Here is a 15,476-nt window from a genome sequence, read left to right on the forward strand (position 1 = left end):
TAGTATTTTGCGATGAGGGATGAGCGATTAACGTCAGTTGGTTGCTAATAACTAATCGCTATTTAATTTCTCTTCCGCTCTTTCCAGCGCCACATTGATATTCGGACAGATATTCTCTTCGCCCAGCAGTTCGTAGAAACCGGACTTTTCAAGCACCTTGTGCACTTTCCCGTTGACGCCGGACAGAATAATCGTTATCTTCTCTTTCTGAGACATCCGGCAGAGGCTTGTCAGGTTATGCACACCTGTAGAGTCGATAAAAGGAACTTTGCGCATACGGATGATGCGCACTTTGGGACGGTCGCCCAACTGTGCCATCGTCTCTTCGAACTTGGTGGCGATGCCGAAAAAGTAAGGGCCGTTTATCTCGTACACTTCCACACCTTCGGGGATAATCAGATGTTCTTCGTGAGTACTGATGTCCGATTCCGCGTTCGGGTCGATCTCATCTTTTATAACGGATATCTCGGTAGTTTCCATCACACGGCGCATGAAGAGCACGCAGGCAATAACCAGCCCTATCTCGATGGCAATCGTCAGGTCGAAGATAACCGTCAGGAAAAAGGTTATCAGCAGCACGGTGATGTCCGACTTGGGGCTCTTCATCAATGCCTTGAAAGTGCGCCAGCCGCTCATGTTGTAGGACACGATGACCAATACACCTGCCAGGCAAGCCATCGGGATATATTGTGCCAACGGCATGAGGAACAGCAGGATAAGCAGCAACACTACGGCATGCACCATGCCGGCAACGGGCGATTTACCTCCGTTATTGATGTTTGCCATGGTGCGTGCAATGGCGCCCGTGGCAGGAATGCCGCCGAACAAGGGAGTGGCCATGTTGGCTATGCCTTGCGCAATCAGTTCCGTGTTAGAGTCGTGCTTGTCGCCTATCATACCGTCGGCCACGGTAGCGGAAAGCAGTGATTCGATTGCCCCCAGCACGGCAATGGTCACGGCCACCGGAAACAATTCGCGTACCGCCTCCCAATCCAAAGCGGGCAACACGGCATCGGGCAATTCGGCACGGATGCTGAAACGGTCGCCGATGGTATCTATGCTGTCGATGCCTCCATACACCTTCATCAGCCAGACCGCCACCGTCACCACGATGATGGCAATGAGCGAACCCGGAATTTTCTTCGAGAACCGGGGCGTAACGGCAATGATAAAGATGCTTACGATACTTACAAGTGTGTTCCACCAATTGATGCTATCGAGGTGGCGGAAGTAAATCATCCATTTTCCCACGAAATCGCCCGGCACTTTCTCGCCACCGAACGTCAGTCCGAAGATATCGGCAATCTGCGTGGTGAAGATGGTGACGGCAATACCGCTCGTAAACCCCACGATAATGGGATAGGGGATGAACTTGATGACCGCTCCGAGCTTGAACACTCCCAGCAGGACGAGCATGACGCCTGCCATGAGCGTGGCCACAATCAGTCCCGACTCGCCGTACTGCTGAATGATGCCGTAGATGATGACGATGAATGCGCCTGTGGGTCCGCCTATCTGCACCTTGCTTCCACCTAACAGAGAGATGAGGAAGCCTGCGATGATGGCCGTGACGATGCCCTTCTCCGGCGACACGCCGGAGGCGATGCCGAATGCGATGGCAAGCGGAAGGGCTACGATGCCGACGATGATACCCGCCATCAGATCGGCCACGAAAAGCTCTTTCGAGTAATTTTTAAGCGTTGCGTACAGCTTCGGCTTGAATTCGAGTACTTTCATTTGCAATCTGAGAATCTTTATTTTACCTGTTCTTGTTGTCTTTATGAATAGAGGATGCAAAATTAATTAAAATAGTGCAAACAGAGGCAATTATCCATGCCTAAAAACTACAAAGCTTTAAAGAAAGAAAGCGTCATCCTGCGTCATAAGAATCTGTTTTTTAACCTGAATTCGGTATAAGCGGTTGCTTTCACTAAAGACGAGGGTGCATCCTGTCGGGCGGATATTCCTTGAATGCACCGGTTTGCAGCGATTGGTCAGAAGGTCAGAGCGCCTTTTACGCCGCCCCCCTCCTCCTGTTTTGACAACTGCAATCCTTTGTCTTGACAGAGGCAAGTGTTCAAGCCGACAGACACAAGTCTCTGACGTGACAGACACAAGTGTTTGAGCCGTCAGACGCAAGTGTCTGACAAACCGATATTAAACATTTGATAATCAATGGAAATTGACTTTAAAATACAAGCTTTCGGGTGAGGCTCTTGACCGGCTTCTTATCCCGAACTCAGTTTTTAGATAAATATTCATTATCATGCTTTGGTTTTAATCACAATTTTCATATGTTTGGGTATGTTCAACCTTTAATAATGTAATTATGAACTATAATAAGAAGATAGGGCTGCTTGGTGCTTTTCTACTATTAGTTAATACTATAGTGTTTTTTCTGTTTCAAGAAAGAATCATTTCTTTCTTATTAAACGCTATTACAGCATTGTATCTTTTTTCTTATTACTTCAAAGACATATATAGAAAAGAATAACGGGTATATCCATTCTAACGATGTGTTAAGCCGGAACTATAAAAACTTCCGTCTATTGCTTTTTGTTTCTTTCTGTTCGTGCAAAATGCCTCAAATTCTCTTCCCAAAGGAGGTGATTTTACATAAAGGAACTTCTAACTCTTATGTTCCAAGGTTGGAAAAATGATTTATGATTTAACGGACAGCAAGTTTTTTATGTGCCGATAGGCAAATATGATGGGGCAAAAGATTGATAATCTCGGAGTTAATGCTTAGATTTGTGCTGTCAGCTGATGAAAAGATTGAATCGTTACGTAATTATATTAACCAAGTAAAAAAAGATTATGGCTAAAAGTATCAAAGGAACTCGTACAGAGAAGAATCTGTTGACATCATTCGCGGGCGAATCGCAGGCAAGAATGCGTTATACTTATTTTGCAAGTGTGGCAAAGAAAGAAGGTTACGAACAAATCGCCGCTATCTTCACGGAGACGGCCGAGCAGGAAAAGGAACACGCCAAGCGTATGTTCAAATGGCTGGAGGGCGGCATGGTGGAAATCACTGCATCTTATCCCGCCGGCATCATCGGCACTACTTTGCAGAATCTTGAGGCAGCAGCAGCCGGCGAAAATGAGGAATGGACGCTGGATTATCCCAAGTTTGCCGACATTGCCGATGAGGAAGGTTTTCCTGCCATCGCATTGATGTATCGCAACGTTGCCGTTGCCGAAAAAGCGCACGAGGAACGCTATCGCGCTTTCATCCGGAACATCGAAGCGGCCACCGTATTTGCCAAAGAGGGTGAAGTGGTGTGGCAGTGCCGCAACTGCGGTTTCGTCTACACCGGCAAGGAAGCTCCGCAGGCTTGTCCGGCTTGCTTGCATCCGCAGGCCTACTTCGAAGTGAAGAAAGAGAATTATTGATAAGATTGCCTTAGCATTACAGGCAGGCGGTGTGTCGGGAAACGGTTATTCGGGTTTCGGACACACCGCCGTTCTTTTTCCGCGAAAGCGGATATTTTTCAGGAGCACAACTCTTTTTATCTCCCCGCATGCGGATAATCTATCGTGTAGTGCAATCCGCGGCTTTCCTTGCGCTCCATGGCCTGCTTCGTTATCAGGTAACCCACGTTTATCATGTTGCGCAGTTCGCACAGTTCGCGTGTGGCTTTGGTGCGCTTGAAGAGGGCTTCGGTCTCCTCGTAAAGGATATCCAGACGGTTCCAAGCGCGTGTCAGACGGAGGTTGCTGCGCACGATGCCCACGTAGGCTTCCATAATCTGGTTCACCTCTTTCATGCTCTGCGTGATGAGTACACGCTCTTCGGTGGAGATGGTTCCTTCGTCGTTCCATTCGGGGATGTCTTCGTTGAAGTCGTAACGCTCCAGCACGCTCAGTGCATGTTTGGCAGCCGCGTCGGCATAGACCACGGCTTCAATCAGCGAGTTGCTGGCCAGACGGTTTCCGCCGTGCAGGCCGGTGCACGAGCACTCGCCGATGGCATAAAGGCGGCGGATGCTCGACTGCCCGTCCAAATCCACCTTGATGCCTCCGCAAAGATAGTGGGCGGCAGGAGCCACCGGAATGTAGTCTTTGGTGATGTCGATGCCTATGCCAAGACATTTCTTGTAGATGTTGGGGAAATGCCGTTTGGTTTCTTCGGGGTCTTTGTGCGTCACGTCCAGATAGACATGCTCGTCGCCCCGTTGCTTCATTTCGTTGTCGATGGCGCGTGCCACGATGTCGCGCGGAGCCAGCGAGAGTCGCGGGTCGTACTTCTGCATGAACTCCTTCCCGTCCATGGTGTGGAGCACGCCGCCATATCCGCGCATGGCTTCGGTGATGAGGAAAGCGGGACGGTCGCCCGGATGGTAAAGGGCGGTGGGGTGGAACTGGATGAACTCCATATCTTTTACGATGCCTTTGGCACGGTAGACCATGGCAATGCCGTCGCCCGTGGCTACCAACGGGTTGGTAGTGTTGCGGTAGACGGCTTCGCAACCGCCCGTGGCCATGACGGTGACTTTCGACAGGAAAGTGTCTACTTCACCGCTCCGCTCGTTCAGCACGTATGCACCGTAGCACTTGATGCCGGGGGTATGGCGGGTGACGATGATGCCCTGATGGTGCTGGGTGATGATTTCCACGGCATAGTGGTCGGTGAAGACGGTGATGCCGGGATGCCGTTTCACTGCTTCAATCAGGCTGGTCTGTATCTCTGCGCCCGTATTGTCCTTATGGTGGAGGATGCGGAATTCGGAGTGGCCGCCCTCTTTGTGCAGGTCGAACTCTCCGTTCTCTTTCTTGTCGAAGTTCACGCCCCATTTGATGAGTTCGCCGATTTGTTCGGGAGCATTGCGCACTACTTTTTCCACGGCTTCGCGATCGCTTATCCAGTCGCCTGCAATCAGGGTGTCTTCGATGTGCTTCTCGAAATTGTCTACGGCCGGATTGGTGACAGAGGCGATGCCTCCTTGCGCATAATAGGTGTTTGCCTCTTCCAGACCGGCTTTGCAGACGAGGGCTACCGTTCCTTTATGTGCCACTTTCAGCGCAAAACTCATACCGGCAATCCCGGAACCGATAACGAGGAAATCGTACTTTCTTACCATACGTTTTATGTCTTTTGATATGGCAAAGATAGTGCAAAGCTCTTAAAAACATTCATCTTAGCCGCAAAAAACGGAGAAAATCTTCGCCTTGCCAAACTGTTTCAAGGCAGCATCGGACCGATGGCATCGAAGATGCGATACAACTCTTCCTTCGTTTCGGCACGCAGCATGGCTATCCGCGTATCGCGGAAGTTGGGAATGCCTTTGAACAAGGGGCTGGCAGCCAAATGGCGACGCACGTGCAGAATGCCCCGGCGCTCGTCAAGCAGCCGGATGCTGTCTTCCACTTCTTGGCGCAACACGTTCAGTTGCCACTCGGAACTGAGCGGGGGCAACTCTTCGCCGCTTTCCAGGTAGTGCTTCACTTCTTTGAAGAACCACGGACGGCCGAAGCTGGCACGCCCTATCATGACGGCATCCACCCCGTAAAGGTCGAAACACTCTTTGGCCCGCCGGGGGGTGGTGACGTCGCCGTTGCCGATGATGGGGATGTGCATGCGCGGATTCCTCTTTACCTCGCCGATGAGTGTCCAGTCGGCCTCGCCGGTGTACATCTGCGCACGGGTGCGCCCGTGTATGGTGAGGGCGGCGATGCCGCAATCTTGCAGTTGCTCGGCCAAGGTGACGATGATTTTGTGGTCGGCATCCCATCCGAGGCGCGTCTTCACGGTGACAGGTATCTTCACGGCATCTACCACCGCGCGAGTGATTTCGAGCATGAGCGGGACGTTTTGCAGCATGCCGGCACCGGCGCCCTTGCCGGCCACGCGCTTCACGGGGCAACCGAAGTTGATGTCGAGAATGTCGGGGCGGGCCTGCTCCACGATGCGGGCGGCTTCCACCATCGTAGGCGTGTCTCGGCCGTATATCTGTATGGCTACGGGACGCTCACGGTCGCTGATGTTCAGCTTCTGTTCGGTTTTGCTCACCGAACGTATCAGAGCGTCGGCAGAGACGAACTCGGTATATACCATATCTGCACCGAACTGCTTGCACATCAGGCGGAAAGCAGGGTCGGTGACGTCTTCCATCGGAGCGAGCAACAGGGGGCGGGCGCCCAAATCCATATCGGCTATCTTCATGCGTAATCAGGTTTTTCGGGCAAAGTTAATCATTCGTAAGATAAAAAGAACTACCTTTGCCGTGTTAAATGAAAGAGTATTCACCCAGAACGACAGTCCAAATGAAAAAGTTTTTCTTCATGGCAACAATGTGCATCGCCATGTTGTCGCTTCAACCGACCGGCACTTATGCGCAAGAAACAAACAATCAGTACAAGGAAACCCTCTACAAAATGCTGGATAAATCCGGAGGCTTGGAATCCGTGAAGCTGATGGTTCCGCAACTTGTAAACATGATGAAGCAGCAGACTGCATCGCAACCCGACTCTTTCTGGGAAGACTTCACCAAACGCTGGACGAAGCAGTTCATCGACAAGATGGTGGAGGGCATCACCCCTATTTACCAAAAACACCTTACACTGAAAGATCTGGAAGATATTCTGGCTTTCTACAACACGCCTGCCGGAAAGAAGTTGTCTGCCAGTACGCCCGCCGTGGCCAAGGAAGTCATGCCGATAGGACAGCAACTCGGCACGGAAATCGGCCGGCAGATGCAGAATGAGATTGCCAACATGGTAAGTAAATAACCCCTTTCCCTTTCGGCTTTATGAATTCACCCCGCCTTTCCGATTTTGAGATAATGGCCCCCGTAGGTTCGCGCGAGTCGCTCGCGGCAGCCATACAGGCAGGTGCCGACTCCATATACTTCGGCATCGAGAACCTGAATATGCGTGCCCGCTCGGCGAATACCTTCACGATAGACGACCTGCGTGAGATAGCCCGCACGTGCGACGAGCACGGCATGAAGAGCTACCTGACGGTAAACACCATCATATACGACCACGACATCGCCCTGATGCGCACCATTGTGGATGCCGCCAAAGCGGCGGGCATCTCTGCCGTGATTGCGGCCGATGTGGCCGTGATGGAGTATGCCTACCGCATAGGGCAGGAAGTACACCTCAGCACGCAGCTCAACATCTCCAACGTAGAGGCGCTCCGTTTCTATGCCCGCTTTGCCGATGTGGTGGTGCTGGCACGCGAGTTGAATCTGGAGCAGGTGGCCGAAATCTACCGCCACATCAGGGAGGAGAACATCTGCGGACCAGGCGGCCGGCCGGTACGCATCGAAATGTTCTGCCACGGCGCGCTCTGCATGGCCGTGAGCGGAAAGTGCTACCTCTCGCTGCACGAGATGAACCACTCGGCCAACCGGGGCGCCTGCATGCAGGTGTGCCGACGCAGCTACACGGTGCGCGACAAGGAGACGGACGTAGAACTGGAGGTAGACAACCAGTACATCATGTCGCCCAAAGACCTGAAGACCATCCACTTCATGAACAAGATGCTGGATGCCGGCGTGCGCGTGTTCAAGATTGAAGGGCGTGCCCGCGGGCCCGAATACGTGCGCACGGTGGTGGAATGCTACAAAGAGGCCATCCGCGCTTATGTGGACGGCTCCTTCACCGACGAGAAGATTGCTGTGTGGGACGAGCGACTGAAGACGGTCTTCAACCGTGGCTTCTGGGATGGCTATTATTTGGGACAACGCTTGGGCGAATGGACCAAGAACTACGGTTCCGCTGCTACGGAGCGCAAGATTTATGTGGGTAAGGGCATACGCTACTTCAGCAACATCGGAGTGGCCGAATTTCTGGTGGAAGCCGCCGAAGTCAGCGTGGGCGACAAGCTGCTGATAACAGGCCCCACGACGGGAGCGGAATTCCTCACGCTGGACGAAGCCCGTGTAGACCTGAAGCCGGTGCACACGGTAAAGAAAGGAGAACACTTCTCGATGAAATCGCCCAAAATACGCCCCAGCGACAAACTCTACAAGCTGGTCAGCGTGGAAGAGCTGAAGAAGTTCAAAGGACTGGATGTGGAGAAGCAACGGGGATGACCGACCGGAAACCTGTAAATCAGTGAAATCGGTGCAATCCCGCCGAGAAACCAATGATAAAGAAGGTTCGACAGAACCTCGACAAAAAAGCATTTATGGAAAAGTATATTTATGAACTGAAAATGAAGGTGCGCGACTATGAGTGCGACCTGCAAGGCATCGTAAACAATGCCAACTACCAACATTATCTGGAACATACGCGTCATGAATTTCTGATTTCGGCAGGCGCCGACTTCGCCAAACTGCACACAGAGGGCATCGACCCTGTGGTGGCGCGCATCAGCATGGCATTCAAGACACCGTTGAAGAGCGGAGACGAGTTCGTCTGCAAGCTCTATATGCGGAAAGAGGGCATCAAGTACGTCTTCTATCAGGACATCTTCCGGGCAAGCGACGGAAAAGTCTCCCTGAAAGGCGTGGTGGAAACCGTCTGTGTGGTGAACGGCCGCCTGACGGACAGCAGCCTCTTCGACACCCTCTTCGCGCCTTACTTGAAAGAAGAGTAACCCCGTTGTATAACAAACGTTTAAACCTCGGCTGACAGACACAAGCCTTTGTCATGACAGACACAAGTCTTTATCGATACAAACACCGGACTCTGTCACGACAGACACAAGTGTCTGTTGCGACAAACACAAGTGTCTGTCGGCCGGGGTCTTTTTGTTGCAGAAAAGACTACCGATGAACAGCGAAGAACAGCTTTGCAGCATAGCCCTTACGCTCTGTCCCGGCATCGGGCATGTAGGGGCGAAACGCCTGATAGAGGGTACAGGCAGCGCCGCCGAAGTATTCAGCCGGCGAAAGGAACTTCCTGAAATCATACCCGAAGTGACCGGCGGCGTGGTGGCCGCACTCGATTGTCCCGCCGCCTTCGAGCGTGCCGGGCAAGAGATGAAGTTTGTGGAAAAGAACCGACTGACATGTCTGACCCTGAAAGACGAGGCTTATCCCGGTCGTCTGCGCGAGTGCGACGACGCCCCTGCGGTACTTTTCTTCAAGGGGAACGTCGACTTCAACCGGCTGCACGTCATCAATATGGTAGGAACCCGGCAGGCCACGGACTACGGCAAGCAGTTCTGTGCCGACTTCCTGCACGACCTCGCGGCCCTCTGTCCCGATGTGCTCGTGGTGAGCGGACTGGCCTACGGCATCGACATCCACGCCCACCGCGCAGCGTTGGCAAACGGGCTCTCCACAGTTGCCGTCCTTGCCCACGGTCTGGACCGCCTCTATCCATACGTACATCGCAAAACGGCGGTGGATATGCTGGCCGACGGCGGTTTGCTGACCGAATTCCTCACCGGAACCAACCCCGACCGATACAACTTCGTCAGCCGCAACCGCATCGTGGCAGGCATGTGCGACGCCACCATCGTGGTAGAGTCGGCAGCCAAAGGCGGCTCTCTCATCACGGCCGAGCTGGCCGAAAGCTATCACAGAGATTGTTTTGCCGTGCCCGGACGCATCACCGATACCGCTTCCATCGGCTGCAACCGGCTGATACGCGACAACAAGGCGGCTCTTATTCAGAGCGCCGAAGAGTTTATGCAAGCCATGGGCTGGGATACTGCACGCAAAGAAGTTCGTCCGGAAGGCATTCAGCGCAACCTCTTCCTTGAGCTCTCGGAAGAGGAAGAACGGGTGGTACATATCCTTTCACAGAAAGGAGACCTGCACATCAATACATTGGTAGTGGAGAGCAACATCCCCGTGAACCGCATGAGCGTTCTGCTGTTCGAGCTGGAGATGAAAGGAGCGGTAAAGGCAATGCCGGGCGATGTCTATCATTTGCCGGCAAGAAACTGAAGGATTCCCTTTCTCATCTTTCCCTGCCATATTCCTTGACGAAAGCATCGGGGCGGTCGGTGGCTACAATGTCTACGCCCAGCTCTACGGCTTTCCGGTTTTCGGTCGTCTTGTCTTCCAAACCTAACACGAGTGCCACCACTTGCAAATCATATCCGCGACACTTCTTCATGAAATCCGGTGTCAGCGAGTCAATGTGCACCACAACGACATTGGGTTTAAACTCATTGACCACATATTCCAGCTCGTCCTGACTTCTGACGTAGGCCTGTAAGGTCTTCACATCCGGTTCAAGGCTTCTGAACAGCCTCATGTCTTTTTCTTTATAGAAAGAGAAGTTGCAACTTTCCAGCATCCCCTCCTCCTTTATCAGTTCCAGCAACTTCCGCATGTCTCCGTTCCAAAAATCCACAGCGAGTCTCATGCCGGCTTGTTTGGCTCTGCGCAGCAAGTCCACAAAGCGCGGCACACGCTGCCCGGCAAATTCGGGTCCGAACCACGAACCGGCATCCAGCGTATCAATGTCGGCAGACATCCATTCACAGATTTTGCCCGTTCCATTGGTAGTGCGGTCCAGCGTAGAATCGTGCATAAGGTAGAACACACTGTCCTTGCTGATGCAGATATCACATTCTATATTGCCTATGCCATACTTGATGCAAGAGTCCGCCGACGCCATGGTATTCTCCGGCGCAATGGTATTGGCACCTCGATGCCCGCTTGCAGCAGGCACCTTGGCATATCTCACCGTCTGGCGGCCGCCATATACAACGGTGAACAAAGCAACAATAGAAAATATATACAGAATGACTCTCATTTTCTTGAATCAATAGGTTAAATATTTGTCAAAGATAGAATAATTCCATTATTCAACGAAGAATTGACACCCTTCTTTTATCAATCAATATCTTTATAAACATTTATTGTCTTCAGCTTGTTTCATAAGAACTCCCGTTTTCCTCCGATAAACGGTCGGCATAGTATTAATAATGATGTATGTACGGACATTTTTCCTTATCTTTGTCCACGATATGCATACTATCTGTAAAAGAATACTCTATTATACCCAAATTCTTCTGCAAGAATTCCTAAAGGCAGGTAAAAGAGAGCAACTGTTTGCCGGGTATATTCTGCAAGGAATCGCATCTGTCGATGCGACAGTGAACAACAACCGGCAAACCCCTTTAACAATGGCATTGCGAGGCTTTCCGGTCGTGTGTTGGATGATGCTTTTCTGCACCGCTCCGTTGCAGGCACAATCTGTCGGCTCTGCCCGATTATCTCTTCCTGACACCATGACTGCACAACGCTTCCCTACCCCCCGCACGAAACACACTTTCCGCTCCGACGTGTCGTGGGTGGGCCTGCCGTGGATTGTTGCAGGCTTCCTCCTTCGCAACGACAAGGCAAACTTCCGCGAAGTGCGCAACAAATTCCTCTATAACTTCCACCATACGGCCGACAACTATTCGCAGTACGTGCCGCTTGCCGTTACCACAGGCCTCAAGCTTGCCGGCTACGAAGGGCGCAGCCGTTGGGATCGTTACGGCGTAAGCGCAGGAGCCTCATATGCCATCATGGCCGCATTGGTCAACGGAGTGAAATACAGCATGAAGGAGTTGCGCCCCGACGGCTCCACACGCAACTCCTTCCCATCGGGACACACCGCTACGGCTTTTGTTGCCGCAACCATTCTGCACAAGGAATACGGCATGACGCGCAGCCCGTGGATAAGTATCGCCGGATATGCGCTGGCCACCGCCACAGGGTGCATGCGGGTGCTCAACAACCGCCATTGGATAAGCGACACCTTTGCAGGGGCAGGCATCGGCATCCTATCCACGGAATTGGGGTATGCCATCGGAGACCTCCTATTCAAGGACAAAGGATTGCAACGCCCCGACATCGAACGCCCCAACAACCTGTACCGGTATCCGTCGTTCTTCAATGTGCATCTGGGTGTGGGACTGGGTGCACAGTCGCTCGACCTGATAGCAGGCAATCCCGACCTTGCCGACTTCTACGAAGGATATTCCGTCCGAAATCTCAAATTCAGCCGGGCCACTGTGGTAGGTGCAGAAGGGGCTTACTTCTTCAATCCTTACTTCGGCATCGGAGGACGGCTAAGGGTAAATTCGAGGCTGGTAAAGAACTGGAGCGATTTCGCCCGAAGCCCAATCGGCAACTTGTCTCAACTGGATCCTTATCTGGAGAGCTTCATCAACAAATATGAACTGAACGTAAAATCCGATCGTCTCTCCGAATTCTCCTTATCTGCCGGAGCCTATTTCAGCCTGCCCCTTACACCGAGGCTGGCACTCGGCACAAAACTGCTCGTAGGCAGGAACTATACTCAGGGCATCGACATCAACGCCCACGTCGAGGGGCAAAAGCGCGATGTCGACATGTCGTATGACGAGGAAGACGGAAGACGCTTTCTCGTCTACGAAATAAAAGGAGAGAATAGTCCGGAAGGAGAAAAATACGAGACCGACTGGGATTATCTCAGCGTGAAAGCAGGCAGGTCGATGGAGGTGGGCACAGGAGTATCGCTTACTTATGCTTACAAATCACGCATGGCATTCAGGCTTTTTCTCGACTACGATTTCACGCGCAAACGCTACGAAATCGACTACGCACCGATGCTCTTTATGAAGGCTGCAGCCCGAAATCTTACTTTCAACGGCCGTCCGGCCAATGCCGACGATTATATCACCTCATACACCATGCATACAACCAAGAGCATGTCGAAATTCGTCTTGGGAGGAGCTTTTTGTGTCACCTTCTAAAAACCGGCTTTCAGGACTAAAAAAAACTCCCCTGCCGGCTTGCCCGGCAGAGGAGTCGTCTGTGCTATTAATCAAATATAGAAAGGCTGATTAGTCTTTCAGTTTCGCAATGATAAAGTCGCGGTTCAAGCGAGCGATGTTGCTGATGGAAATGTTCTTCGGGCATTCGGCCTCGCACGCACGGGTGTTTGTACAGTTACCGAAACCCAGTTCGTCCATCTTGCTCAACATGGCTTTTGCGCGGCGCAATGCTTCCGGTTTGCCTTGAGGCAACAGATTCAACTGGCTTACTTTGGCAGATACGAACAACATGGCCGAACCGTTCTTGCAGGCAGCCACACAAGCACCGCAACCGATGCAGGAAGCAGCATCCATCGCTTCGTCGGCAACAGGCTTCGGAATAAGGATAGCGTTGGCATCCTGAGGAGCGCCGGTACGCACGCTGACGTATCCGCCGGCCTGCATAATCTTGTCGTACGCCGTACGGTCCACCATCAAGTCCTTGATTACCGGGAAACCGGCCGAACGCCACGGCTCTACGGTGATGGTATCGCCATCCTTGAAGCGGCGCATGTAAATCTGGCAGGTGGTGGCACTCGTTGCCGGACCGTGCGGATGTCCGTTGATGTAGAGCGAACACATTCCGCAAATACCCTCGCGGCAGTCATGGTCAAACACTACCGGTTCCTCGCCTTTGGCAATCAGCATTTCGTTCAAGATATCCAGCATCTCCAGAAAAGAGGTGTCGCCCGGAATATCTTTCATTTCATATTCTTTAAAAGCGCCCTTTGCCTTCGGACCGGCCTGACGCCAAACTCTCAGTTTGAATGATATATTTTTATCCATTTCTTTTAGTCTTTAAAGGTTGAACATCTGTTAGCTCTTGTAGTTGCGAGTCTGCACTTTGATAGCTTCGTAAACCAGCGGTTCTTTCAGCAAGACCGGAGCTTTTTCGTCCGAACCCTGATACTCCCAGCAAGCTACGTAGAAGAAGTTTTCATCGTCACGTTTGGCTTCACCTTCCTCCGTCTGATACTCTTCGCGGAAGTGTCCACCGCAACTTTCGTCACGGTTCAAGGCGTCATAAGCCACCAACTCACCCATGATGATGAAGTCGTACAGACGAATGGCTTTATCAAGTTCCACGTTCATACCTTCCTTACTGCCCGGAATGAAGAGGTTAGTCTCAAATTCCTTGCGGATTTCTTTCATCTTGGCCAGACCTTCTTTCAGACCTTCAGCCGTACGTCCCATACCTACGTATTCCCACATTACGTGGCCCAGTTCCTTGTGGATGGAATCCACCGATTTCTTTCCCTTGATGTTCATCATCCAGTCGATTTTGTCCTGAACGGCTTTCTCTGCGGCTACAAATTCGGGCAAGTCGGTAGAGAAACGGGGAACGGTAATCTGGTCGGCCAGATAGTTTTGGATGGTATAAGGCAATACGAAGTAACCGTCGGCCAAGCCTTGCATCAATGCGGAAGCACCGAGGCGGTTGGCACCGTGGTCGGAGAAGTTACATTCACCGATGGCGAACAGACCCTTGATGGAAGTCATCAGTTCGTAGTCTACCCAGATACCACCCATTGTGTAGTGGATGGCCGGATAAATCATCATCGGGTTCTCGTATGGGCTGACGTCGGTGATTTCTTCGTACATGTCGAAAAGGTTACCGTAGCGCTGGACCACGACATCCTTGCCCAAGCGGTTGATGGCGTCGCTGAAGTCGAGGAATACGGCCAAACCTGTGTTGTTCACGCCGAAGCCTTTGTCGCAGCGTTCTTTGGCTGCACGGCTGGCCACGTCACGCGGCACGAGGTTACCGAATGCCGGATAGCGACGTTCCAGATAGTAATCGCGATCTTCTTCGGGGATATCTTTTCCTTGCAGCGTGCCTTCCTGTAGTTTCTTGGCGTCTTCTATCTTTCTCGGCACCCAGATGCGGCCGTCGTTACGCAAAGACTCTGACATCAACGTCAATTTAGACTGCTTGTCACCGTGAACGGGGATACAAGTGGGGTGAATCTGCACATATGCTGGGTTGGCAAACCAAGCTCCCTTGCGGTAGCAAGCCACAGCTGCCGTACAGTTACAAGTCATAGCGTTGGTAGAGAGGAAGTAAGCGTTGCCATATCCGCCGGTGGCGATAACCACAGCATGGGCGGCAAAGCGTTCCAGCTTACCGGTCACGAGGTTCTTGGCGATGATACCACGTGCACGTCCGTCCACAAGGACAACATCTTCCATTTCATAGCGAGTGTAAAGCTTCACAGTACCTACATTCACCTGACGGCTCAGTGCCGAATATGCACCCAGCAGCAACTGCTGTCCGGTCTGGCCTTTGGCGTAGAATGTACGCGAAACCTGCGCACCACCGAAAGAGCGGTTGTCCAGCAAGCCTCCGTATTCGCGAGCGAAAGGCACACCTTGAGCCACGCACTGGTCGATGATACTGTTAGAAACTTCGGCCAAGCGGTAAACGTTGGCTTCGCGGGCACGGTAGTCGCCACCCTTTACTGTATCGTAGAACAGACGGTAAACGGAGTCACCGTCATTTTGATAATTCTTTGCAGCGTTGATACCACCTTGTGCAGCGATGGAGTGCGCACGCCGTGGAGAGTCCTGAATGCAGAAGTTGAATACTCTGAAACCCATTTCGCCAAGCGAAGCGGCAGCAGATGCACCGGCAAGTCCGGTTCCTACTACGATGATGTCCAAACGACGTTTGTTGGCAGGGTTTACAAGTTTTTGGTGAGCTTTATAGTTGGTCCATTTCTCAGCTACCGGCCCTTCGGGTATTTTAGAATCGATCTTAGTCATAATGCAATTTCAA

The 15,476-nt window shown here is 52.0% G+C and carries 12 protein-coding genes; 6 read left to right on the plus strand and 6 right to left on the minus strand.

What is annotated here, in order from left to right; all coding sequences use genetic code 11:
• Positions 1–51 precede the first annotated feature (51 nt).
• Positions 52–1,737, minus strand: a complete 1,686-nt coding sequence (locus tag C3V43_RS08765; protein ID WP_106069482.1) for a SulP family inorganic anion transporter — start codon at positions 1,735–1,737, stop codon at positions 52–54.
• Between the two features lie 1,080 nt (positions 1,738–2,817).
• Here C3V43_RS08765 and rbr point away from each other — a divergent pair.
• Complete coding sequence (gene rbr / locus C3V43_RS08770) at positions 2,818–3,396, plus strand: rubrerythrin (protein ID WP_106069483.1); 579 nt, start codon at positions 2,818–2,820, stop codon at positions 3,394–3,396.
• Positions 3,397–3,512: 116 nt separating this feature from the next.
• On the opposite strand, the gene nadB is transcribed toward rbr, so the two are convergent.
• Both nadB and dusB read right to left on the minus strand, forming a co-directional pair.
• Positions 3,513–5,084, minus strand: a complete 1,572-nt coding sequence (gene nadB, locus C3V43_RS08775; protein ID WP_106069484.1) for an L-aspartate oxidase — start codon at positions 5,082–5,084, stop codon at positions 3,513–3,515.
• A 101-nt stretch (positions 5,085–5,185) separates the two neighbouring features.
• Positions 5,186–6,166: a tRNA dihydrouridine synthase DusB gene (dusB, locus tag C3V43_RS08780; protein ID WP_106069485.1), complete on the minus strand. Its 981-nt coding sequence runs from the start codon at positions 6,164–6,166 to the stop codon at positions 5,186–5,188.
• A 101-nt stretch (positions 6,167–6,267) separates the two neighbouring features.
• Here dusB and C3V43_RS08785 point away from each other — a divergent pair, with 101 nt between their 5' ends.
• The 4 genes from C3V43_RS08785 (at position 6,268) to dprA (ending at position 9,851) form a co-directional block, all read left to right on the plus strand.
• On the plus strand, positions 6,268–6,732 hold the full coding sequence (locus C3V43_RS08785) for a DUF2059 domain-containing protein (RefSeq protein WP_106070527.1): 465 nt from the start codon (positions 6,268–6,270) through the stop codon (positions 6,730–6,732).
• A 20-nt stretch (positions 6,733–6,752) separates the two neighbouring features.
• Positions 6,753–8,045 (plus strand): peptidase U32 family protein, encoded by a 1,293-nt coding sequence (locus C3V43_RS08790; RefSeq protein ID WP_106069486.1) that lies wholly within the window; start codon positions 6,753–6,755, stop codon positions 8,043–8,045.
• A 95-nt stretch (positions 8,046–8,140) separates the two neighbouring features.
• Positions 8,141–8,551, plus strand: a complete 411-nt coding sequence (locus C3V43_RS08795) for an acyl-CoA thioesterase (RefSeq protein ID WP_106070528.1) — start codon at positions 8,141–8,143, stop codon at positions 8,549–8,551.
• A gap of 175 nt (positions 8,552–8,726) precedes the next feature.
• Positions 8,727–9,851, plus strand: a complete 1,125-nt coding sequence (gene dprA, locus C3V43_RS08800) for a DNA-processing protein DprA (RefSeq protein ID WP_106069487.1) — start codon at positions 8,727–8,729, stop codon at positions 9,849–9,851.
• Positions 9,852–9,864: 13 nt separating this feature from the next.
• On the opposite strand, the gene C3V43_RS08805 is transcribed toward dprA, so the two are convergent.
• Positions 9,865–10,668 (minus strand): glycerophosphodiester phosphodiesterase family protein, encoded by an 804-nt coding sequence (locus C3V43_RS08805; RefSeq protein WP_106069488.1) that lies wholly within the window; start codon positions 10,666–10,668, stop codon positions 9,865–9,867.
• A 214-nt stretch (positions 10,669–10,882) separates the two neighbouring features.
• Between C3V43_RS08805 and C3V43_RS08810 the strand changes: the two genes are divergently transcribed.
• Positions 10,883–12,640: a phosphatase PAP2 family protein gene (locus C3V43_RS08810; protein WP_235655830.1), complete on the plus strand. Its 1,758-nt coding sequence runs from the start codon at positions 10,883–10,885 to the stop codon at positions 12,638–12,640.
• 90 nt (positions 12,641–12,730) lie between these two features.
• Here the strand turns inward: C3V43_RS08810 and C3V43_RS08815 are convergent, their stop codons facing one another.
• The gene (locus C3V43_RS08815) at positions 12,731–13,486 is read right to left on the minus strand and encodes a succinate dehydrogenase/fumarate reductase iron-sulfur subunit (RefSeq protein WP_106069489.1); all 756 of its coding nucleotides are present in this window, start codon (positions 13,484–13,486) and stop codon (positions 12,731–12,733) included.
• Between the two features lie 30 nt (positions 13,487–13,516).
• The gene (locus tag C3V43_RS08820; protein ID WP_106069490.1) at positions 13,517–15,463 is read right to left on the minus strand and encodes a fumarate reductase/succinate dehydrogenase flavoprotein subunit; all 1,947 of its coding nucleotides are present in this window, start codon (positions 15,461–15,463) and stop codon (positions 13,517–13,519) included.
• Positions 15,464–15,476: the final 13 nt, after the last annotated feature.

Source organism: Prevotella heparinolytica (assembly GCF_002998535.1).
GTDB classification, from domain to species: Bacteria; Bacteroidota; Bacteroidia; order Bacteroidales; family Bacteroidaceae; genus Bacteroides; species Bacteroides heparinolyticus.